This window comes from Candidatus Clostridium stratigraminis (assembly GCF_045310675.1).
GTDB lineage: Bacteria > Bacillota > Clostridia > Clostridiales > Clostridiaceae > Clostridium_AT > Clostridium_AT stratigraminis.
Window position 1 is genome coordinate 212,708 of sequence record NZ_JBJHZZ010000002.1, and the last position, 24,423, is coordinate 237,130.

Genomic DNA, 24,423 nt, shown 5'->3' on the forward strand with positions numbered 1-24,423 from the left:
TATATATAACTGAAATGTATTCAAAATCAAAAATATATGTTATTATAGTATAAAAAAGTATAAATTGTATAAGGGTGTAAATAATAGGATGATATTATTGAAGAATGTATTAATATAGCTTTATTTTACTAGGGGGTTACTAATGTTTAATAGATACTTTAGCAGATTTCTAAATTCTGCTGTTATGTTTGTTCTTTTCTTTGCCTTAATTATGTCTATAATTTATGTTGGTTACTTCTTTTACATTAGTAATAATAAGATATTTTGCGTTTTAACATTGGTTTTTTATTTTTTTATTTTTATAATATACAGAAAGTATAAGAACAAAATTGCTGAAGTATTAGATTTTAATAATGAAAAAGTAATAGTTTTTATTATTATTGCAGCTTTAATAATCAGGGTATTTTGGGTAATAAACATTCCCACAAATCCTACCTCAGATTTTGGACTTATGTATAAATCTGCGGCTGATGTAGCAAAAGGTCAATTTTATATGTTTAAAGATAATTCTTATTTTGCTAGATTTGCACATGATACTATTACTGTTTTATATTTCTCATTATTTTATCACCTTACAAATAATCCACTACCTTTAATTAAACTGTTAAATATAATTTATGAAACTGCTTCAGTTTTTTTATTGTATCTTGTTATTAAAGAAGCTATTGGAAAGAAAAGTGCAATTATCGGGTCTATTATTATGACAGTATTTCCTGCTTATATAATGTATACATCAGAGGCAATGTCTGAGAATATTGCATTACCTTTTTATTTACTTAGTGTTTATTTGTTTTTGAAAGCTTTCAAGAATAATAATAGAAATACTTTCTTGTTTCTTTGCGGGCTTAGTTTATCGATAGGGAATATGTTTAGAATGGTAGGAGAAGTATTTTTAATAGCATTTATAATGTATCTTTTAATTTATAAAGGATTTAAAGAAGGGTTAAAATCATCCATAAAAATAATTATAAGTTTTACATTATTATTGGTTTTAGTTAGCCAGACACTGATTTCTACAGGAATTACTGAAGTTCAATTGTGGAATTCGAAGGAACCAGCAATTACCTCTATTCTTAAAGGTACAAATATTGCGCACTATGGAAGATGGAATAAAGAGGACGCTAGTATTCCTTATAAGTTTAATTATGACCCCAAAGCTATTAAAGAGGCTTCAAAAAAAATTATAATTCAAAGACTTACAGAGACTCCTATATATAAAGTAGCTTTTCATTATGTGGTAAAACTTGCAACGCAATGGGGGCTTGGAGATTTCGGTGCATATGGCTGGTCAGTTGAGGATGCTGATAATACAAATGCAGCAAGTTTTATGAAATATGCAAAATCTGAAATTAATATTTTAAGTAACTTAATTTATATTTCTTTATTAATAAGAATACTAATTGCAATGTATAAAAGGGAGTATGAGGACTTTGAAAAAATGAATTTCTTTTTTATACTTTTTGGAGGGTTTGTACTTCTCTATCTAATTACTGAAACCCAAGAAAGATACGGCTTTATAGCAGCATGGTTACTAGTGATTTTTGCAGTTAGAAATAGGAATGTCTGTAATATACCTGCAAGAAAACATATAACAATTTAAATATAAAAAATGAACTTTAAAAGGGGAGATTACGAGTGGAGGGATTTTTACTTTCAATAGTTGTACCAATGTACTACGAAGAGGCTGTTGCAGGGGAATGTTATAAAAGGCTTACCTTAGAAATGGAGAAAAATGAACAAAACTATGAACTTATATTTGTAAATGATGGCAGTAAGGACAATACCCAAGCGATTTTGGAAGAACTTGCATTAAAGGATAACAGAGTAAAGATAATAAATTTTGCAAGAAACTTCGGACATCAAGCGGCCGTTACTGCAGGAGTTAAAGCGGCTCAGGGTGATGCCATAGTAATAATTGACGCTGATCTTCAGGATCCGCCGGAGCTTATAAAGGATATGATTGTTCTTTGGAAACAAGGCTATGAAGTTGTATATGCAAAAAGAAGAAAGAGAGAAGGGGAAACCTGGATTAAATTATTTACCGCAAAATATTTTTACAAGTTTTTAAATTTTATGTCTGATATTGATATACCTAGTGATACAGGGGATTTTAGATTAATAGACCGCAAGGTAGCAGACGCATTTTTGGCGATGCCTGAGAAAAATAGGTTCATTAGAGGCATGATTTCTTGGATAGGCTTTAATCAAATAGCAATTGAATATGTAAGAAACGAACGCTTTGCTGGAGAAACCAAATATCCCTTTAAGAAGATGATAAAGTTTGCAGCTGATGGAATAATAGGCTTTTCAAATAAGCCTTTAAAAATTATTACACACCTAGGCATATTATCAGTTGCTTTGTCATTAATTGTATTGATATATTCATTAATAATAAAGATTGTAAATGGAAATGTTGAACGAGGCTGGACTTCTATAATGGTTGCAATTACTTTTTTTAGCGGGGTTCAAATGCTTTCATTAGGAGTTGTAGGGGAATATATCTCTAGAATGAATGACGAAATGAAAGGACGTCCTTTATACATAATTAAAAGTAAAATTAATATTGAGGATAGTTCAAAGTGAAACAAAACGAGCAGTAATTAGATTAAACTAATTACTGCTCATATTTTTTATTAGTAAAGTTTTACCACAATGTTGTGGAAACAAATGGGTTACCTGGGAATATTGATAAAATTCAATGAAAACGATATAATTAAAATACAATAGTAAATAAATGTAAAAGGTGAATTGTGATGGATAGGATATTTAAAATATTAGAACTTATATTAAAAAGTGAAAATTACATATCCGTTGACTTTATTGCCGAAAATTTGAAGGTCTCTAATAAAACCATACGAAATGATTTGTTTAAAATAGAAGAAATTGTTAAGAAGTCAAATTTAACTCTTAATAAGAAACCTGGTGTTGGTATAGCTATTGAGGGCTTAGAAGAAAAAAAATTAGAAGTTTTAAATAATATAAGAAGTAGTATCAATTACATAGAGCCCTACTCACCTGAGGATAGACTTAACTATATTTTAAAGACTTTATTTATGAGTAAAACCTCAATTACTATGAAAGAACTTTCTGATAGCCTCTATATTAGCAGGGCAACACTGTTAAAAGATTTAGAGAAAGTGGATAAATGGCTTTCTAACTTTAAGATTAAGCTTATTAGAAAAACCAATTATGGCATAGAAGTTACCGGGAAGGAAGAGGACCTAAGAAAGGCCATTGCAAGCCTTTTAGATAGCGATAAGGAATATAATAATATTCTAAGGGAAATTATTTACGAGGACTATGATGGGAAAATAGATTATACCTCAATTTCTAAATTGAAGGAGCTGGTTGATATTGATTATAGGATTTTGGAAAAGATAGTCACTAATGCAGAGGCGAAATTAAACTTTAAATTTTCAGATGAGGCCTTTGTAAGCTTAATTATACATATTGCAATTGCAATTAAGAGATTAAATGAAAAAAAGGATGTTAAGCTGTCTGATGAAATGTTAAGTGCTCTAAAAGAAAATGAAGAATATGAAACAGCAATGCAAATTGCACTTGATATTCAGAACTCCTTTAATATAAAGCTTCCAGAATCAGAAATTGGCTATATCTTACTTCATATTCTAGGAACAAAGCTTTTAGAAGGCAAAAGCAGTAAACTTGGCTTCAGTTTTGAGAATGAAAGTGAAAGCGAACTAGCAGTTATTATGGCCAAAGAGATAATAAATGTATCTCAAAGAGCTTTACATATTAATTTAAGCAGTGATAAGCAATTATTAAATGGATTAATACTTCATCTTAGGCCAACTATAAATCGATTAAAATATGGACTAACCTTGCATAATACAATACTTAAGGAGATTAAGGAAAACTACATTGAAATATTTGGAGCAGCTTGGATGACAAATACAATCTTTGAAAGGTATTTAGGCATTACAATGCCTGAAGAAGAAATAGGTTATATATGTCTACATTTGGCGGCTGCAGTTGAGCGCAATAAGAATCCTATTAAAGTATTAGTGGTTTGCGCTAGTGGGATTGGGACATCACAGTTTCTTTCCGCTAGACTGGAAAGGAGCTTCAGGCAAATAGATATTGTGGATGTTATATCTATAATTGAACTAAAGCGTAGAAAAACAGAGGATATTGATTTAGTGATATCAACAGTTCCAGTGGAATGTAATAAGCCTGTTTTAATGATAAGCCCTCTGCTTAAGCAAAATGATATAAGAAGGATTGAATTATTTATAGAAGACTTCTCTAAAGAAGATTTTGAATATCAACCATCACCTAAAATTATTGATAAAAGTTTAATTAAGCTAAGCAGCGCCCTTAAGGATATGGAAGCATTAATTAGAGAGATGTGTACCGATTTAATACATTTCAATTATATTCAGGAAGAATTTGTGAACAGTGTCCTTGAAAGGGAAGTGCTTTCGCCAACGGAAATTGGCTGGGGAATAGCAATTCCTCATGGAGATACAAAATTTGTTAAGCAATCATGCCTAGCTGTAAATAGGCTAATGGAACCTATTACCTGGGGAAGTGAGAAAGTTGATACCATATTTCTTCTTTGTATAAGAACAGAGGATGGAGAAAGAGCAAAAAAGTGGGTAAGAAGCTTATATAACTTTATAGAAAATGATAAAAACAGAGAGATTTTAAAGAAGGCAAAAAAAAGTGAAGAGATCTATAGCATAATGGAGGAGTTTTTATATGTTGATAAATAAAAATCTTATTGTAACAGATATGGAAGTAGAGGATAAAAGAGAAGCAATAGAAAGACTTATTACTTTAATTAAAGCAGAAAATAAAATTAATTCAGAAGAGGAATTTTATAAATGCGTTTTAGATAGAGAAGGCGAATTTAGTACAGGAGTTGGAAATGGAATAGCTATACCTCATGGTAAATCTGATACAGTTAAGGAAGCAATTGTTGCCTTTGCAAAGCTAAATAAAAAAATAGATTGGAGTTCTATAGATAATGAGCTGGTGGATTTAATCTTTTTACTTGGAGTGCCGGAAAAAAATACAGAAAATTTGCATCTTAAGATACTAGCTCAGTTATCTAGAAAACTAATGGATGAAGACTTTGTAAAAAAATTAAGGGGGTCTCATAACAAGCAGGAAATTTATAATGCCTTATCAGAAATTGAAGTAGGTTAATTAAAAGGATTGAAAACCCTTAGTAATTTTTAAAGGGTTTGCAATAAAAATTTAAACAGGGGGTAATTTTAAATGAATGACGAGCTTAAAAGACTTCGTGAGTATTTAATGACAGGAGTTTCTTACATGATACCTATAGTGGTTATAGGTGGTGTGCTTATTGCTTTCTCTATAGCTCTAAGCGGAGTACAACCAGGAAAAGGCGCCGTTGTTACCGCTCCAGTATTAAAAAATATGATGGATATCGGTTCTGCTGCATTTTCGCTAATGGTACCTATTTTAGCTGGCTTCATAGCTTATGGTATAGCAGATAGACCTGGTATTGCACCTGGTATGGTTTGCGGTGTTTTAGCTAATAACATAAAGGCTGGATTCTTGGGTGGTATAATTGCAGGTTTATTAGCTGGTTATATTGCTAGATGGATAAAAGGATGGAAAGTTAATAAAAATCTAAGACCAATAATGCCAATATTCGTTATTCCACTATTAACTTCATTAATAGTTGGCGGACTTATGATATATGTTTTAGGTGGTCCAATAAGTTCTTTAATGGCAAGCATGACAAATGGATTAAAGAGCATGAGTCAAGGAAGCTCAGTATTTTTAGCATTAATTATGGGAGCAATGATTGCCTTTGATATGGGTGGTCCAGTAAATAAGGTTGCCTTTATGTTTGGAGCTGCAATGATTACGGAAGGTATATCTACGGTTATGGGACCTGTTGCAGCCGCAATATGTATTCCACCACTTGGAATGGGAGTAGCAACACTATTAGCACCTAAGAAATATTCAGAGACTGAAAAAGAAGCTGGTAAGGGTGCTCTTGCTATGGGACTTATAGGTATAACAGAAGGAGCTATACCTTTTGCAGCAGCCGATCCATTAAGAGTTATTCCATCAATAATGATAGGTTCATCTGTAGGTGCAGCAGTGGCTGCATTAGGTAAGGTAGCTGACCATGCACCACATGGAGGGCCAATTGTATTACCAGTTGTTGATAATAAGGTTATGTTTATTATAGCTGTTTTAGTAGGCATTACAGTAACTTCATTAATGGTTAATGCATTAAAGAAACCAGTTTCACAGGAAGTTGAAGAAAACGAAGGCTTAGGAATGTAATATTTAATTATTTTGGAGGATTAAGATGAAAATAGTTGCAGTTACAGCATGCCCCACAGGAATAGCACATACCTATATGGCTGCAGAAGCCTTAGAAAAGGCCGCTAAAAGTATGGGACATCAAATAAAAGTAGAAACCCAAGGCTCTATAGGAATAGAAAATAAAATAACACAAAAGGAAGTGGATAATGCTGATCTAGTTATTTTTGCAGCAGACGTTGCAGTAAAAGAAGAAAAACGATTTAAAAATAAGCCAATTTTTAGAGCCGAGGCTCAAAAAGCTATAAAAAATCCTAAGGCCATTGTGGAGGATGCAGTTAAAATATTAAATCAATAATTAATTAAATATGTCTTTAAAATTTTGGGCGGGAAGTAAAGCTGCAGGCTTATTCCTGCCCTGTATTTTTTAAAACCTTTAAAAATAAATTCTAAATAGTATGGGGGAAAACATGGAAAAAACTAAAAAAAAGCAAAAAGAAATGAAGTTGAAAAAAAACTATATGTTTAAGTTAATTGCGTTTTTGCTGTGTTTAATAGTTTGTATAGTCATATACGCAATATACAGCTATCCTAGAAAAATAGAATTAGAATATACTGTGAGTCCATATTCTGTAGAAGAAAAAATAATGAATGTTAATGTAAAAATTAAGCCATTAAATAAAGGTAATGACAAAACCTTTGTATTAGTCAAAGGAAGTATGCTTACAAGTGATGAGAAATGTACAGATGATTTAAATAGAAATGTAAATTTTAAAAGTGAAAATGGCATTGTTGTTATGGATAAATTAAGCGATGACGCTAAATATCTAAATTATTCCTATAAGGTAACTATAGGTGGAGCAGGTAAGCATGGAGACAATGGACAAGCATATCAAGATATGCTAACTTTTGCTGGTGAATCGGTATTGGCTTTACCTCTAAGAGCTCTTAATTATGACAGTGTCAAGGAGGATATAATTAATAAAATTTCAGTAAAGTGCCTAACACCAAATACTTGGGAAGCTATTATACCTTTTGCAAAAGAAGGTGATAATGCCCTAACTGAAATAGATAAACCTTCTTGGAATAATTTGTATGAAATTAGACAGGGAACTTTTACTTTTGGAAATTTTAAAAAGGATGTGCATATAGATTCCAAGGGAAAAGGCTACACCGTTTATATAGATAATAATGCTGAACAGTACTACGATGAAAATGCAAAAAAGGGAATAGAAAATTTATATAATTATTACACTGAACTATTTAATTATGATATGGATAATTACTCAATTGTATTGCTTAGAAAAAGTGAGGAAAATAAAAACTATATTATTGGCGGCTTATGTACACAAAACGTAGCCAGCACCTTCGATCCTTCAAATAAGAGAGATTGGCAGTTACTGTCTCATAGAGTTTTTCATTCATTTTTTGAATCTAAAATTCCTTCTGATAGATATCTTAAAGCTCCTCTATTAGAGTTCTATGAAGGTCTTGCAACCTATTATGAAAATATGGCATTAGAAAGTCTTCCTGATAATATAAAAACCAGTTTAAAAATATCTCCCGAAAAGGAGTTAGGCTATCTATTTGAACGCTATACCTATATGAAATTAAAGGATCCACAAAATCTATCTCTTATTCCTCTTGAGGAAGTACAGCTTCAGAGTTCACCTGCAAGGATAGAATTTCTTCATTATACGCAGATGCCATTAACTGTAAGTTATATGGAGGATTTAGTGGGGAAAAAAACTGGTAAGAAGAATAATATTATTAGTTACATAATGGATAATAGCAGAGATACTACTGTAACAGTTGAAAAAATCGTCAGCAAGCTTTTAGGAAAGGATGCTGATAGCTTTGAAAATAAATATTTAACAGGAAGTGAAATTTTACCACTTTGGAGTACAATGGCTAATAAAAATAAAGATGATAAAGAGACAGTAAAAAGATTAAATGATTATGAGCTTGAATTATATACTTGGTTTTCATTGGAAAACCAGTTGTATCAATTTGATATAACCGAGGATACTGACTTAGTGAAACTTTCTAAGGAAGCAGAAAAAGAAGGGGCCGTATTTGCAGACAAGGCTACAGAGGAGACTATAAAAAATACTTCCCCAACTATTTACAATTTATTAAAGGAATATGCTCTTAGAGCTAAGGTATGTTCTGTAGCATATAGTGATACAGCTTTAAGAGAGAAACTTACAGCAAGCAAGAGCAACTTAGACAAATGGGATACTTTTAAGAAAAACTTAAAATAAATTTACTAACGAGAAGCTTCAGCAAAGTGTTTTATTAAAATTGAGGGAGGTGACTAAAAGTTATCCAATGTATTTTACCCCTATAAATTGCTTGTTTCAGTATATATGCAGTAAAGCTGCATATGTAAATTAAAAATGGGAGGATAGTATGAAAAAAGGAATAAAAAAGCTTATGGGTGCAGGGATGGCAGCATCAATGCTGCTTACAACACTCCCTGCTGGTACTGTTCAAGCATATGATAAAACTTCTACAGTAAATATGATAGGCAACGCACATATTGATGCGGCATGGAATTGGAGATACGCTGAAACAATCAGCACAGTAATCCCTGATACCTTTAAAAGGGCCTTGGATTTAATGGATGCCAACCCTGATTATCGTTTCAGCCAATCTTCTTCTCAGCTTTATCAATGGGCAAAGGAATATTACCCTGACTTAGCAGCAAGAATTGATGATAAGATAAAAAATGGTCAGTGGGAAATTGTAGGAGGACAGGTTATTGAACCAGATTTAAATAATACAAATGGTGAATCTTTAGTAAGACAGTCCTTACTAGCACAAAATTTCTTTAGAGACAATTATGGGATTTTGCCTAATATTGGTTGGGTCCCTGATGTTTTCGGCTTTAATTACAATATGCCTCAGATACTTAAAAAAAGCGGTATGGATTATTTTGTTACCACAAAGCTTAATTGGCAGGATACAAATAAATGGCCCTATGAGTATTTTAACTGGACAGCACCAGATGGAAGCGCTGTCACTAGTTATAAACCAACCAATGATTATTCCTTAAGCGGAGGTTCTATTACTGCTTCAAATTTATCAAATACCTTAAACTATACTTCAAGTTTAGGCCTTAATTCAAGTCTTGTACTTTATGGTTCTGGTGACCACGGTGGAGGACCAACTCAAAATGATATTAATAATATTAAAAATATCAATAACAATTCGACTAATCCAACAATTAAAATGTCAACTACAGCCGAAACTCTAAAAAGCCTTGATCAGCAGGTGAAAGATAAAAATGCAGTTCTTCCTAACGTAGATAATGAGCTGTATTTTCAATATCATAGAGGTGTAATGACAACAGCAGATCCAATGAAGAAATATAATCGCTATTCAGAAGAAACTGCTGAACAAGCAGAAAAATTTAGCTCTGTTGCTTCAATTTTAGGTTCAGCAGCATATCCCCAGCAAAAGATCAATGCCGCTTGGCAAAAGACCTTACTTAATCAATTCCATGACGTACTACCTGGATCAGCAATAGCACCAGTATATGCTGATGCCTTTAATGATGCAGAAATTGCCTTAAATGAATTAAACAGTGCAAAAAATACTGCATTAAATGGCATTGCAAATAGAATTAATACTCAAGGTGATGGTCAGCCAATATTGTTATATAATGCATTATCTTGGGATAGGACAGATGCAGTTCAAACAGATATAAATTTATCATCTCCAGACAGCAGCGTAACCATATTGGATGTTAATGGTAATGAAGTACCAAATCAGGTAATAAGCAAGAGCGGAAATAAAGCAGTTGTGGCATTTGAGGCAGCTATTCCGGCTTTAGGTTATTCCATTTACAGAGCTGTAGAAAAAAAGAGCGCTGATTTCTCAACAACTATTAAGGTTGATAATGCAAATAAGAGCTTTGAAAATCAATTTTTTAAGGTAAGCATAGATCCTGTTACTGGGAATATTGCAAGCATATTTGATAAACAGAACAATAAAGAAGTGGTAGATGCTGGTCAGCAATTTAACAGACTTCAATTCTTGGCTGATACTCCTAATGAATATGAGTCCTGGAACATTGACTATGACGATATGTCTGCTGCTCCAACAGAAGTTAATTCTGTAACCGCACCTGTAACCTTAGTTGAAAATGGCCCTACAAAGGCTACCTTTAAGGTTTCAAAGGCTTCTCCAACAGGATTATCTACTATTGATGAGTATATAACTCTATACAATAACATTAATAGAATAGATTTAGATCTTAAGGTTAACTGGAATGAAAAGCAGAAAATGCTTAAGGTTGCTTTCCCAATGAGCGTACACCCGCAAAATGTTACCTATGATATAGCTTATTCTACAATAAGCAGACCTGCGACCAATACAAAAGGCATGTTTGAAGTAGAAGGTTATAAATTTGCTGATATGTCTAAGGATGGTTATGGTGTGGCTGTTTTAAGTGATAGCAAAGAAGGATGGGATTGCCCAAATGGTGTGCTGCGTCTTTCTCTCTTAAGGTCTCCAATAGACAATAGAGGCGGAGCAACTGATATAGGAAATAGAGAAATAAAATATTCCTTCTATCCACACAGCGGAGATTGGAAAACTGCAGATGTTGAAGCAAAATCCTATGAGTACAATTATCCTATTTCGAGTTTAGCAGCAATAAATCACTCAGGAGATTTAGCAGCATCAGCTTCCTTTGCTAAAGCAACTTCTGCTGATAATAATGCTATATTATCAGTATTTAAGAAGGCGGAAACAAGGCAAATAGACCAAAAGAATAATGAAGATAGATCTAACAGTTATATAGTAAGACTTGTTGAGACAGAGGGAAAGGATAATACAAAGGTTAATGTTACTCTTCCAGCTAATATTACAAGCGCCAAGGAAGTTAACCTGATCGAAGATACAATTTCAGGTGCAGCTGCTCCTGAGGTTAGCGGAAAGAGTTTCTCAACTACACTAAATAAGTATGAAATAAAAACATTTCTGGTTAAGTTTAATGCTGTTGAAATGTTTAAAAATCAAAAACCTCAAACTCAACCTGTAGACCTTGCAACTTACTACAATTTAGACGGTATGTCTTTTGATTCAAATAGAAAAGACGGAAATCTAAATGGAAATGGTGAAACCTTTTCTGCAGATTTAATGCCTGATAAGGTTACCAGTGAGGATGTAACATTTAATGTTGGACCAAAGGCAGATGGGAATAAAAATATTGTTCAGGCAACAGGCCAGACAATTGAAACTGCTAATGCCGGAAAACACCAATACTTATTCATGCTTGGAAATTCTACAGCAGGAGTTGGTATTGGAGAATTTAAAGTCAACTATACAGATGGAACTTCTTCAACAAGAACCTTTAGTTTTGCGGGCTGGCAGGACACAGTAGGTTATGCTCAAAAGACTTATATTAAGGATACTATAGGAATTAACCTATCACATACACACACACCAACTGGAAATACCTTTGACATAGATAATAACCTGTATGTTTATAAAATGGTTCTTGATCCGTCAAAAACAATCAAGAGCATAACATTACCTGATGCAAAAGCTATAAAACTTGCTGCTATGACTTTTGTTGATGGAAATGTTCTAATCTCCTCAGACCAACAAGCTCCATCCCAAGTAAATAATCTTAAGACTACAGGAACTAAAAAGTATTATAATCCTTCAATAAATTTAACCTGGGATGCAGCTAGCGATAATGTAGGTGTTGTTAATTATTTCATTTACAGGGCAACTAAAGAAGATCTTTCAGATGCTAAGTTACTTGCAAATACAGCTGATACTAAGTATACTGATTCAGATTTTGCAAGTGTAAATAAGTACTATTATGCTGTATGTGCTCAGGATGAAGCAGGTAATATCGGTCCTCTATCTAATATAAACTCAGTATATGCCGGAGCCAATATTGCTTTATTTAGACCTACAACAGCTGATGGTGAAATGAATGCAAGTGAGGCAGCTTCACTTATCAACGATGGTAATATATCAACAAAATGGTGCTACAACGATGGGACAACTAAAGTACACTGGAACACTATCGATTTAGGCACTGATAAGACAATCGATGGTTTCAAGATTTATCATGCAGCAGCTGGTGGAGAAACTACTGACTGGAATACTAGTGCATACAAAATTTTAGTAAGCAGCGACAATACAAATTGGACTACAGCTGTTACACGAACTGGAAACAAGGATAATATTACAGAAGATTTATTATCTACACCAGTAACCGGAAGATATGTAAGATTTGAAGCTACAAAGCCTACAAATACATCAGATGTAGCAGCGAGAATCTATGAACTTCAAGTGTATGGCGATGATAAAGATTTCCCACAAGCTGTGCCTGAAGCACCACAAATTACAAGTATAGTGCAAAATGACACTTCTGCTGTATTGAATCTTAATTTTGCTAAAGATACAGACAGCATTACTGTAAAATATGGTACAAAACCAGGGGTATATGACAATGTAATCACAGGAGTAATGGGAAATACCGTAACTGTTAATAATCTATCTATAGGAAAGACTTATTACTTTACAGTTATTCCTTATAACATCTTAGGAGAAGGTAAAGCTTCACAAGAAACAAGCTTTAAGGTATTCCAAAATAAATCTACCTCTGTAGATTTATCTAGCTATTTCAATCTTGATGGTGCAAGTACACCTGATAAACCAGCAGAAGGTATGTTTGATACAGTTGGATGGGCTTATGACGCTGCTGTAATGCCATCAGTTATTAATTATGCTAATATTAAATTTATGCTTGGATCTATGGCAGGCACTGATAAGAATATAGTTTCCTGTGTAGGTCAAACTATAACCTTGCCTACTGCAACGGCTGCTAATAGAATATACCTAATTGAATCCGGTGCGGGAACGCAATCTGGTGTTAGTATAAAAGTGAATTATTCTGATGGAACAAATACAACTAAATCATTGAACTTTACTGACTGGTGCCAAAGCCCAAGCTCAAGCGAAAAGGTAGCATATTCTATGGATCATAGAATATACACTAAATCCGGTATAACCGGGCCGGCTACAAATTTGTTTATTCAACCAATTGTTGTAGACAGCTCAAAACAAATTACAAGTATAACGTTGCCAAATAAGAGTGGAGCTAAGATATTTGCTATGTCCCTAGTAAATCTAGTGGATCCTGATACCTTATCTCATAATACTAGCTTAAGCACTATAAAGATAGGAGATACTCCTTTAGCAAGTTTTGATAAGGGAACGTTAGAGTATAATGTACCGCTTCCAGCTTCAACCACAGCTGCACCTAAGGTAACAGTAACAACTGATGACCCAAATGCATATGCAGTTGTAACTCAGGCTAGCAAGTTCCCTGGAACTGCATCAATTGGAGTTACTGCTGAGGATGGTCTAACTACAGCAACCTACAAAATAAACTTTGTTGTAAAGATAGGCAGTGCAGAAATAAAGGTTAATCCAACAGCTCTTGAAAGAAATAACACTGCAAACGTAGCTGTTACAGCAAAATTAGATGATGGAACCGATATTGATATAACTAAGGTAAAGGTAGAGTATTTCACAAGTGATTCAACAGTTGCAGCTATTGACAAGAATAAAGGTGTTATTACAGCAGGTAATGTAGGTACAGCAAAAATCTATACTAAGGTAACCCTAGATGGTGTAACTGTAGAAAGTAATAAAGTAACTATTACCGTAGATACAAGTATTGCTTCCATAGAAAGACTGTTATCCGGTTATTCACAGAGAAAGGATATAGTTGGCCCATTAGTACCGCAATTAACAAACAGTTTAGGCCAAGCAAAGTTTTTCAGTAATGATAGTAAAATGGATCAAGCTATTTATCATATTGGAGACTTTATAAAGCACCTTAATAATCCTCCAATGGACAGCCGCATATCAGATTCCGCCAAGGGAATCTTAAACCTTGATGCTCAGGCCCTTATAAACAAGTGGTCTAAGTAGCTAAAATTAAGAATAAATACTGTATTATTGCCGCTCTAAAGGACTGTCATAATTTCCATAAAGAGCGGCTTTTTAATTATCTAAATATGAGCGGAAGCGAGTAATCTTAATTGCTCAGTGCTTCCGACTAAAAGGAGGTTAAAGTCCTAAATGGACTTTAACGAGCAATTAGCGAGCGGAAGCGAGTAATCTTAATTGCTCAGTGCTTCCGACTAAAAGGAGGAATAAAAATGGGAAAAGCTAAAAAAAAGCTAAAGAAAAAAGCTGCTTTAGCAACTGTCTTATCAACCTGCTTAACAACTTCAATGATTACTACAAATTTGTACGCTTATGACCTAACTAAAGACAAAACTGTATATACAGTAGCTACAGCACATCTTGATACCCAATGGAACTGGGATATAAGGACAACCATTAACAGTTATATTCCAAAGACACTGGTAAATAATTTCAATTTATTTGAAAAGTATCCTGACTATAAGTTCAGTTTTGAGGGAGCCTTCAGGTATGCCCTTGCAAAAGAATACTTTCCTGCTCAATATGAACAACTGAAAAACTATATTGCAAACAACAGGTGGTATGTTACAGGAAGTTCCTGGGATGCAGGGGATGTTAATGTTCCGTCTCCAGAGGCTGTAATGCGTAATATTTTATATGGGAATCAGTATTTCAAAAAAGAATTTGGGAAAACAAGTACTGATATATTCCTACCTGACTGCTTTGGATTTGGGTATGCCCTTCCATCTATTGCATCTCATATGGGATTAACAGGCTTCTCAACCCAGAAACTAACCTGGGGCTCTGCAAATGGTATTCCCTTTGATATAGGAAAATGGTATGGACCAGATGGAAAATACTTAATATCCGCATTAAATCCAGGAAGTTACTCCTCCTCCATTACTACGCCTGTAAGCAATGATACTACCTGGGTTAATAGAGTTAATGCTAATGGTACTAACTTTGGAGTATATGCTGCCTATAAATATTATGGAACAGGTGATACCGGCGGATCTCCAACAGATGGTTCAGTAAATTATGTAGAACAAGATATTAAAAATGGTACAAATCCAACAACAGGTGTTAATGTTGTTAGTGCACCAGCAGATCAGATGTATAGAGACATAGCTGAGCAGGGACTGGCAGACAAGCTTCCTTCCTTTGATGGTGAGCTTGTTGCTATACAGCACGGTACAGGCTCCTATACCTCAAAAGCAGTGTCTAAAAGATTCAACAGAGAAGATGAACTTCTTGCAGATGCTACAGAAAGAACAAGTGTTATGGCAGATTGGCTGGGAGGAGCACCTTACCCTCAGGAACAGCTTAACACTGCTTGGCAGCGTTTTTTATGGCATCAATTCCATGATGATTTAACTGGTACAAGTATACCTTCAGCATACAACTTTTCATGGAACGATTATGTATTATCTTTGAATCAGTTTGCTCAGGAACTTACAAATGGTGTGGGAGCAGTTGCCAATGCAATGGATACTCAAGTATCTGGAATTCCTGTAGTAGTGTATAACCCAGTTTCAAAAGCACGTAAGGATGTAGTTGAGGCAAAGGTAAGCTTCCCAGAAGCAGCCCCAAAAGCAGTAAGAGTATTTGACCCAGAGGGAAAGGAAGTACCTTCACAAATTGAAGCAACAGAGGGAAATACTGCCACTGTATTATTTCTTGCAGACATGCCTTCTGTAGGCTACAAGACTTATGATGTAAAGCCTTCTTCTACAGCAAGCAATATGTCAACAGGTTTAAGTGTTAGCAATTCTACATTGGAGAACAATTCCTATAGAGTTACTATTAATACTGATGGAGATATAGCAAGTGTTTATGATAAAGTAAACAATAAAGAACTTCTTTCTGCTCCATCAAGACTTGAGCTACTTAATGACACATCTACTACATGGCCTTCTTGGGAAGTAAAACTTAGTGATTTAAGTGCTGCTCCAAAGGCGTATGTAAGCGGTCCTGCTGACATTCAAGTAGTTGAGAACGGACCTGCAAGAGTAGCTCTTAAGGTTACACGTAATACTTTAGGTTCTGTATTTACTCAGACTATAAGATTGAGTGCTGGTGATGATGCACAGCGAGTAGATGTAGATAATAATGTAAATTGGAATACCAAGGCTGCAAATTTAAAGGTATCCTTCCCACTTACTGCTTCTAACCCTAAGGCTACTTATGACCTTGGACTTGGAACAATTCAAAGAGGGAATAACACTGCAAACGAATATGAAGTTCCAGCACAGGAGTGGGCAGATATTACTGATAATTCAGGAGACTATGGAGTAAGTATATTAAATGACAGCAAATATGGCTGGGATAAGCCAGCAGATAATTTGCTTAGGCTTACTTTAATACACACCCCTCAAGGTTCCTATGGTGCTAACAAGCAGGATGTGCAGGACTTTGGCGAAAATAGATTTATGTATTCTATTTATGGACACAGCGGAAATTATGTAAATGGAAATACTGTAACTCAGGGTGAAAGACTTAATCAGCAATTAAAGGCCTTCCAAACTGTAAATCATGGCGGAAACTTAGGTAAAGAAACATCCTTCTTAACTATAAGCAATCCTAATGTAACTGTTAAGGCTATTAAAAAAGCTGAAAACAGCAATGAGTATATAGTTAGAGTTCAGGAAACCAGCGGAAGCCCGATTTCAGATATTACCTTATCTATGGGCAGCGGTATAGCTAGCGCAAGAGAAGTAAATGGGAATGAAGATAATATAGGACCTGCTGTAGTAGAAAATGGCAAATTGAAATTTAACATGACAAAATATGAACCTAAATCCTTTGCAATAACTTTAGCTGCACCGTCAGTTAAGGAAAATGCGCCAACCTCAACTTCCGTGGCATTGCCTTATAATAAAGACGTTGTAAGCTTTGATGGAAATAAGGCAGATGGAACGCTAGACACACTGGGGAATTCAATTCCTGCAGAACTTATACCAGCTGAAATAAAAAGCGGCGGAATAAGCTTTAAGACAGGGCCTACTGCAGATGGACAAAATAATGCGGTAGTAAGCAGCGGTCAGGAAATAAAAATACCAACCGGTTATAAGCAGTTATATGTGCTTGCTGCCTCCACTGCAGGAGATTTAACAGACAGCTTCAAAGTTAACGGTAATCCAGTAAATGTAAAGATAGAAGATTATAAACAGAATGTAGGCGGATGGGATAACTTAGCTGCAGGAACTTATATGGGTATTAAGCGTGACGATGTGGCTTGGGTAGCTACTCATACTCATAATCCAAATGTTAAAACACCTTCATCACCTATTTCTGCACCCGGAAACAGCGCCTATGATTTTGATTACATGTTTAAGTATAAGATTGATTTGCCAGAAGGCGCTAACACCATAACTCTTCCAAACAACAGTAATATTTTAATATTTGCTATGACTGCAGCAAACAACAAAAATGAAAATACAAAGTCAGCTGCTCCGCTTTACGATGTAAAAGAAGCTGCAAAGACCTACCCACTGTCAGTAGAAAACGGATCAGGAGCAGGAAGCTATCCTGAAGGAACACAGGTATCCATTTCTGCAGTTGTTCCTGCAGGCTATATGTTTAAAGAGTGGGAAGGACCTGTAGCAGATAAGAAGTCAAGTGATACTACAGTTACTATGGGAACAGATCCTATAACTGTTAAAGCGCTATTAACCTATCTAGGACCAGACCTGGCATTAAATGCAGCTGCAACTGCAACAGGAGCTACGAACAATAATGAGCTTCCTAAGTTTGGCGTAGATGGAAATGGAAAAACAAAGTGGTGTCAGGCAGCACAAACTACTCTTCCTGATGGAACCAAGACCGATGATAAGTGGTTAACGATAGACTTAGGTAAAGAGTATACAATAAATAGATGGGTAGTTAAGCATGCAGGTTTCGGTGGAGAAAGTACAGATTGGAATACAAAAGACTTTAAACTTCAGGTAAGTTATGATGGAAATACATGGACTGATGCAGATACTGTAACAGGGAATAGAGCTAATATAACTAACAGAATGCTGAATACTCCTGTAACTGCTAGATATGCAAGACTTTATGTAACTAAGCCTACAAATAACACTGATAAGGCTACAAGAATTTACGAATTTGAGCTATACTCGGCTGCTTTTCTAAGCTCTGATAAGACAGAATTGAATAATGGCAGGGATACTGCAAAGCTTTCAGTAAATACAGTTACTGAGGATGGCACTACAATTGATCTTTTGAAGCAGGATGGAACGCAGGTACAGTTCACAAGTGATAATGAGAGTGTTGCAAAGGTAGACAGCAGCGGAACAGTTACACCAGTAGATGCAGGAATTGCCAACATAACTGCAAAGGTAACTTCAAATGGTGTGATAATGAATACCAATTCCATTAAATTTAACGTAGTGGAACTATCCAGCGTTAAAATTTCAGCTGATAAAACTAGCTTTGAAAGAAATGATACCTCTAAATTAAACATTACTGAGGCATTACTTTCCAACGGAAAGGCTGCAGATTTAACCGGTTCTAATGCTAAGATAGAATATTTAAGCACAAATCCAGCAGTAGTATCTACTGAAAATGGCTTGATAACTGCCCATAATGTAGGCACTGCAGATGTATATGCTGTAGTTACCCTTGATGGTATAAAGGTAGAATCTAACAAAATTGCTGTTACTGTAGATACAAGTGCTGAATCCATTGCAAGACTAATAAATAATTATACTAATTCAAAAGAATTAGTAGGACCATTGGTACCACAGTTAACTAATAACCTTACACAGGCTAAAAAGTTTATTGATGAACAAAAAGCTGATCAGGCTGTGATTCATATGGGGGACTTTATAAAGCACCTTAATAATACTCCAATGGACAGCCGTATATCAGATTCAGCTAAGGAAGCTTTAAACCTTGATGCACAGGCCCTTATAAATAAGTGGTCAAAATAGATATTAAATTCCTATTAATTTAATATTGGTTTTGAAGCCGTAAAATTTTTCACATTATAAGCTTCAAGAGCAAAGAATAAATTCCTTGCTCTTGAAGCTATTTTTTATATACCATTAAATTAATTGTAACATAGCCATGTACTTAAGGATTAAATTATTGCTCACTTACTTTGAACTCTTTTTCATAACCCTCTAGCTTTTCAATAAGTTTTCTAGTTACATCATCTATTTTATCAAAATTCATATTTGGAATATAATAGGTTTCCATTTGATCATGGAGAACCTTTGCAGAAGCTATAAGCTTAAGCCCTTTATTTAAAAGCTCATAGAAGAGTTCTGTATCATAGTTTATTTCTTCTCTGTTTTTATTGATTATATAAGAATTCAATAGGTTATCCATATAAATTTGCTTTCCTATTAGTTTTTTTTGATTTATTTCATTGGAGGTGACTATTGCTGTGCTTAGCTCAGGAATAAGAATATGCTCAAGTCTCTCTGGAATTAAAGGATCATGGAATATTTGTACTGAAAGCCCTCTTTTTAAAGCTTCCCTTGATAAATAATCTAATACATCAGTTTTGCCAGTACCTGGTCCGCCATTTAGAACATAAACCTCTTTATAGCCATCAAGAATAGAATCCACATAGGTTATTATTCCATTTGGAGTGAAGGCTGTTGCAAATAAGTGCCTTTCATAAGCATTTCCTGTTACAGGGGTTTTAAATATTTTATCTTTTAATTCTTCCATTAGCTTATTTAATTTACCGTTATTTAAGGCTTCATTATTATAATTGCTTAAATCGTCATGTACAGCTTTGGCAGCACCTATAAATCTATAAGCCCTTCTAAAGGTCTTTCCTACCTCTTTATTAATGTCAATTATATTTTTTCTATATTGAGTAAAGCCCACCTCATTCCAGCATTCCCCCATATTTAGTATTTCATCTACTGCACCAGGATTTACAGGGTCAACTACATGTGGTGCTGTACCATCAAGTATTGCAACATTAAGCCCTTTAATTACAACCCCATCTAGGGAATTATTATCAGAGGAGCAATGATGATATTCTATGTCATAGCCTTTCTCATTAAAGTGAGCTGCTATTTTTTTCATAAGTGAGGATTTTCCTGTTCCAGGACCGCCTTTTATACAAATAATTCTTCTTGCCTCGTCTTGACCTAATATATACCTATAGAAGGAATAGAATCCCTTGGAGGTATTGCCGCCTGGAAATAAGTCAGTTGCTTTTCCTTTCATAATTCACACTCCTATAAAATCAAATCAATATATTTTATGCAGAAACAGTTAAAAAGGTGCAAGGATAATTTTTAATTAAAATCCGAAATTGGAGATTAAAAGAAAATAATATTTTAAATGTAATAATAAGAATTTAATAGAAGTAATGATTTTCATGGTAGGAACAATAAAATTGACAAGTTTAAATTATTAATTTAGAATATATTGAAAAAGAAGAGTTAGATTTCTAAAAATTAATTGTTCATACATCTTTTTTAGCTTCATTGTTAATAAAAAGAAAGATGCATAACAATTAATAATCGTAAGTATTATAGAGGAATATGGGAGTGAGGCTATTATGGATAGAAATAAAATACAAAGACAATGGCTTAAGGCTAATTTTAATTCCTTAAAGGATATAGAAACAGATAAACATAAGGGGATTAAGCAGCCTCTAATTCAAAAGGAGGTTCCAGAAGGACATGAAATGATTACTCTTCCAAAGGTAAATAACAGTGTAATAACAAAGAGTAATATATTTGACTGCTTAATGAATAGAAAAAGCAGCAGAGTTTATGAAAAAGAAGGTCTTACAGTTAAAGAACTCTCATTCCTACTATGGGTTACTCAAGGAATTAAAAAGGTAGTTGGAAAGGTGAATTTTGCTAGTTTTAGGCCTGTTCCATCCGGTGGAGCATGTCATCCCTTTGAAACTTACTTAATAATTAATAAGGTTGAGGGGTTAAGAGAGGGAATATATAGATACATACCAATAGAACATAAGCTTGTTTATTTATTTGATGAAGAAAATATTGATACAAAGGTCACTGAAGCTGTTTCAGGGCAAAGCTATGTAAGTACGGCTCCTGTTATCTTTATGTGGAGCTGTATTCCTTATAGAACTGAGTGGAAATATGACATTGCTGCCCATAAAACAATCCTTCAAGATTCCGGGCATATATGTCAAAATCTTTATTTAGCTAGTGAAGCAATAGGCTGTGGGACTGTTGCTGTTGGAGACTATAATCAGGAAAAGGCAAATGAATTATTAAAACTTGACGGCGAGGATGAGTTTGTAATTTATATTGCTCCGGTAGGGAAAGTAGCTGAAAAATAGCTGCAATATATCAAATATGCTTCATAAGTTAATGGCTGCAAAAGAGGTTTAAATAGACCCAAAGCCAAGTGTTGACCTTATTTCAGACTAACAACGCTTCAGCTTTGGGTTTATTCTTTAATCTAGGTTCTCCAAATATGCCACAAGGAATTATTCCGTCCCCTAGCAAAGACGTCGGTTCTGTTTGGTCCCCAGGAAACAGCAGCTGGACTTAAGGTTATATTTCCCCCAATACTACTCCAATTGCTCCAACGAGAACCGTTCCAAGACATGGTAATTACTTGATTGTTAAGGCCTCTTGCAAATACTTCAAGCCTATTGCTAGCTCTAGAAGAAACTGCAGGAGCTGAGAATAATCTACCGCCAAGGTTCTCCCATCTGCTCCACCTAGAACCATTCCACCAAATATGAATTAATCTGTTATTTTGGCCAAGTGCAAATACATCAATTCTATTTCTTCCCCAGGAAACAGCAGCAGGTGAAGAAAATAATCTTCCGCCTAGGCTTACCCAATTGCTCCAACGAGAGCCATTCCACCATTTATGCCAGAGGGCATTGTCTGTACCTCGAACAAAGGTATCTATTCTATCGGATGAAAAAGAGGCAGCAGCAGGAGCTGAGGTTAAGGAGCCCCCTAAGCTTTCCCAGTTACTCCATCTAGAACCGTTCCAGAATATATGCCACATAGCATTATCAGTGCCTCTTGCAAATACATTTATTCTATTGTTTCTTGTAGAAATTGCAGCAGGTGCTGAAGTTATTCTTCCACCAAGGCTTACCCAGTTGCTCCAACGAGAGCCATTCCACCACCTATGATATAAAGCATGATTAGTTCCAGCGGCAAATGCATCAAGTCTATTAGGAGCCCAGGAGGCAGCTGCAGGAGCCGAGGCTAAAGCTCCACCAAGGTTTTGCCATCTGCTCCATCTATCACGGGAAGGTGCAACTATTATGTTTCCAATACTATAGCCAATTTGCACATTATTCATCTCATCTATAGGGGCATCTGCATCGTTAACTGCGGGAGTAGCTTGCATTTCGTTGTTTTCAAAGGTTTCATTCTCATAAGTTTCATTAAAATCGTTAATACTTCTCAGATTTTCATATTCATTGGGAAAAGTATAAGGGCTTTGGGGAAGAGAGAAAGGACAAAAGAATGGTGTATTATTATTCATTTAAACCTCCTTACATATTGTACTCTATATTGCTTATCAATTCATTTTATGATTAGTATGAAAAAATGTTACAGATATTGAAACCTGTAACATTCATTCTTTATTACCAAGTGAGTGATAATTCAAAATATTTTAAAAATTCTATAAAATGTATTGATGATAATTTCGTAAATTGATACAATTTAATTAAGGAGAAATTATGATTTTATAAATTAATTTTATTTATAATTTCTTTTTAAATTTATTTTATCTAGTTTAAAGACTATTAAAGAATCTTCACTTTGTTTTTCAAGTGCAAGTTTACCATATTTATCAACTTCGTTTTTATCCTTTATGCCATGACACAGTGAAGCAGCACCTCCAATGCAGCCGCCAGTGCAGGCCATTCCTTCCACGAAATTTGCGGCTAACTTGTTAAATTTCAAGAGTTTAAGCGCTTTATCACATTCTTGTAATCCATCGCAGCTTATTGGCTTAAATTCTACAGCTAAGTTTTTTGTTTCAATAATATTTTTAACTGCTTCAGTTAGTCCACCGGAGCGGGCGAATATTCTTCCAAAGAAGGAAGCATTGTTTAATGGGGTATCTTCACATTCTTTAATATTAATATTGTAGGCATCCAGCATTGCATCCAGCTCTTCAAAGGTAATTACATAATCTGTTATGCCCTTAATGTCTTTCTCATTAATTTCAGCTTTCTTTGCAGTACAGGGACCTATAAAAACTACTTTTGCTTTACTATCAATATTTTTTATGAGTTTTGATATAGCTATCATAGGTGAAACAGTGGTAGAAACCATTGGCATAAGCTCGGGATAATTCTTATTAATAAAACTTACAAAAGCAGGACAACAGGAGCTTGTCATAGTTTTTTTATTCTCAGCTTTATGAGCAAATTCTTCAGTTTCCTGAAGTGCAACTATATCTGCGCCTAATGCTACTTCTACAACATCATGAAAGCCCAGCTTTTTAATGCCAGTAACTACTTGTCCTATACTTGCATAAGTAAACTGACTTGAAATTGCCGGTGCAATAACAGCATATACAAGGAGGTCCTCCTCACTCTTAGCTTTTTCTAATAGATTTACCACGGGATATACGAAAGACTTATCCATTATAGCTCCAAAAGGGCATTGATAAACACAAGATCCGCATTGTATACATTTCTCATTATCAATAATAGCCTTTTTGTTTTCATCAAAGCTTAAGGCTTTTGCATTGCAAGCTCGCCTGCAAGGTCTCATTACATCAGAAATTGCATTATACGGGCATACACTTTTACATCTGCCGCATTCTATACATTTATCAGTATTAATATAGGATCTTTGATTTACATTATAAATTGCACCTACTGGGCAAGCTTCAGAACATTTGTGAGCTAGACAGCCCCTGCAGGCTTCAGTTATTGTAAAACGGTTAATGGGACATTCATCGCAGGCTATATTTATTACTTCAATAATATTTTTGTTTTTCTTATTGCCACCCATTGCAAGCTTAACTCTTTCAACAATAATTTCTCTTTCTTTATAAATGCAGCAGCGGGTTCGAGGCTTTGGGCCAGGTATGATAGTTTTAGCAACTGCTCTATATTTCTTTTTAATATCACCTTGTAAGGTATGCTTAATAACTTCCTTTAAAACTTCATGCTTTATAAGTTGGACGTCACTTTCAAAATTTCGCATGGTTTCACTTCTCTCTAAATTGATTTTATAGGGTAAATACAAA

Annotated in this window: 13 protein-coding genes; 10 read left to right on the top strand and 3 right to left on the bottom strand. The window is 34.6% G+C overall.

All coding sequences use genetic code 11. The annotated features are described in order from the left end of the window. The first annotated feature begins 142 nt into the window (after positions 1-142). From ACJDUG_RS05335 to ACJDUG_RS05375, 9 genes are all read left to right on the top strand, one after another. Positions 143-1,600 carry a glycosyltransferase family 39 protein gene (locus ACJDUG_RS05335; RefSeq protein WP_406768868.1) on the top strand — a complete coding sequence of 486 codons (1,458 nt, stop codon included), beginning with the start codon at positions 143-145 and terminating at the stop codon, positions 1,598-1,600. 35 nt (positions 1,601-1,635) lie between these two features. Next, on the top strand, positions 1,636-2,583 hold the full coding sequence (locus ACJDUG_RS05340; RefSeq protein WP_406768869.1) for a glycosyltransferase family 2 protein: 948 nt from the start codon (positions 1,636-1,638) through the stop codon (positions 2,581-2,583). 170 nt (positions 2,584-2,753) lie between these two features. Then, positions 2,754-4,736, top strand: coding sequence for a BglG family transcription antiterminator (locus tag ACJDUG_RS05345; protein ID WP_406768870.1), 1,983 nt, complete (start codon positions 2,754-2,756; stop codon positions 4,734-4,736). Continuing rightward, positions 4,723-5,172 (top strand): PTS sugar transporter subunit IIA, encoded by a 450-nt coding sequence (locus ACJDUG_RS05350; RefSeq protein WP_406768871.1) that lies wholly within the window; start codon positions 4,723-4,725, stop codon positions 5,170-5,172. The genes ACJDUG_RS05345 and ACJDUG_RS05350 overlap by 14 nt, the downstream gene beginning before the upstream one ends. 72 nt (positions 5,173-5,244) lie before the next feature. Beyond that, on the top strand, positions 5,245-6,291 hold the full coding sequence (locus tag ACJDUG_RS05355) for a PTS fructose transporter subunit IIC (RefSeq protein WP_406768872.1): 1,047 nt from the start codon (positions 5,245-5,247) through the stop codon (positions 6,289-6,291). Between the two features lie 25 nt (positions 6,292-6,316). Beyond that, a complete protein-coding gene (locus ACJDUG_RS05360; RefSeq protein WP_406768873.1) occupies positions 6,317-6,628 on the top strand; it encodes a PTS fructose transporter subunit IIB in 312 nt (103 codons plus the stop codon). A gap of 112 nt (positions 6,629-6,740) precedes the next feature. After that, positions 6,741-8,534 (top strand): hypothetical protein, encoded by a 1,794-nt coding sequence (locus ACJDUG_RS05365; RefSeq protein ID WP_406768874.1) that lies wholly within the window; start codon positions 6,741-6,743, stop codon positions 8,532-8,534. Between the two features lie 148 nt (positions 8,535-8,682). Further along, positions 8,683-14,238, top strand: coding sequence for a glycoside hydrolase family 38 N-terminal domain-containing protein (locus ACJDUG_RS05370; RefSeq protein ID WP_406768875.1), 5,556 nt, complete (start codon positions 8,683-8,685; stop codon positions 14,236-14,238). Between the two features lie 230 nt (positions 14,239-14,468). Then, a complete protein-coding gene (locus tag ACJDUG_RS05375) occupies positions 14,469-19,169 on the top strand; it encodes a glycoside hydrolase family 38 N-terminal domain-containing protein (RefSeq protein ID WP_406768876.1) in 4,701 nt (1,566 codons plus the stop codon). Between the two features lie 154 nt (positions 19,170-19,323). Here ACJDUG_RS05375 and ACJDUG_RS05380 read toward each other — a convergent pair whose 3' ends face one another. Further along, positions 19,324-20,427, bottom strand: coding sequence for a PRK06851 family protein (locus ACJDUG_RS05380; protein ID WP_406768877.1), 1,104 nt, complete (start codon positions 20,425-20,427; stop codon positions 19,324-19,326). A gap of 337 nt (positions 20,428-20,764) precedes the next feature. On the opposite strand from ACJDUG_RS05380, the gene ACJDUG_RS05385 reads away from it, so the two are divergent. Then, positions 20,765-21,523, top strand: coding sequence for a SagB/ThcOx family dehydrogenase (locus ACJDUG_RS05385; protein ID WP_406768878.1), 759 nt, complete (start codon positions 20,765-20,767; stop codon positions 21,521-21,523). A gap of 122 nt (positions 21,524-21,645) precedes the next feature. Here ACJDUG_RS05385 and ACJDUG_RS05390 read toward each other — a convergent pair whose 3' ends face one another. After that, entirely contained in the window at positions 21,646-22,698 is a 1,053-nt protein-coding gene (locus ACJDUG_RS05390) for a PLL family lectin (protein WP_406768879.1), read from the bottom strand. A 218-nt stretch (positions 22,699-22,916) separates the two neighbouring features. Continuing rightward, on the bottom strand, positions 22,917-24,380 hold the full coding sequence (locus ACJDUG_RS05395; RefSeq protein WP_406768880.1) for a 4Fe-4S dicluster domain-containing protein: 1,464 nt from the start codon (positions 24,378-24,380) through the stop codon (positions 22,917-22,919). Positions 24,381-24,423: the final 43 nt, after the last annotated feature.

Bases quoted from the DNA above. Each gene is read 5' to 3' on its own strand.
- ACJDUG_RS05335 (WP_406768868.1), top strand. From the start codon at position 143: ATGTTTAATAGATACTTTAGCAGATTTCTAAATTCTGCTGTTATGTTT.
- ACJDUG_RS05345 (WP_406768870.1), top strand. From the start codon at position 2,754: ATGGATAGGATATTTAAAATATTAGAACTTATATTAAAAAGTGAAAAT.
- ACJDUG_RS05350 (WP_406768871.1), top strand. From the start codon at position 4,723: ATGTTGATAAATAAAAATCTTATTGTAACAGATATGGAAGTAGAGGAT.
- ACJDUG_RS05355 (WP_406768872.1), top strand. From the start codon at position 5,245: ATGAATGACGAGCTTAAAAGACTTCGTGAGTATTTAATGACAGGAGTT.
- ACJDUG_RS05360 (WP_406768873.1), top strand. From the start codon at position 6,317: ATGAAAATAGTTGCAGTTACAGCATGCCCCACAGGAATAGCACATACC.
- ACJDUG_RS05365 (WP_406768874.1), top strand. From the start codon at position 6,741: ATGGAAAAAACTAAAAAAAAGCAAAAAGAAATGAAGTTGAAAAAAAAC.
- ACJDUG_RS05370 (WP_406768875.1), top strand. From the start codon at position 8,683: ATGAAAAAAGGAATAAAAAAGCTTATGGGTGCAGGGATGGCAGCATCA.
- ACJDUG_RS05375 (WP_406768876.1), top strand. From the start codon at position 14,469: ATGGGAAAAGCTAAAAAAAAGCTAAAGAAAAAAGCTGCTTTAGCAACT.
- ACJDUG_RS05380 (WP_406768877.1), bottom strand. From the start codon at position 20,427: ATGAAAGGAAAAGCAACTGACTTATTTCCAGGCGGCAATACCTCCAAG.
- ACJDUG_RS05385 (WP_406768878.1), top strand. From the start codon at position 20,765: ATGGATAGAAATAAAATACAAAGACAATGGCTTAAGGCTAATTTTAAT.
- ACJDUG_RS05390 (WP_406768879.1), bottom strand. From the start codon at position 22,698: ATGAATAATAATACACCATTCTTTTGTCCTTTCTCTCTTCCCCAAAGC.
- ACJDUG_RS05395 (WP_406768880.1), bottom strand. From the start codon at position 24,380: ATGCGAAATTTTGAAAGTGACGTCCAACTTATAAAGCATGAAGTTTTA.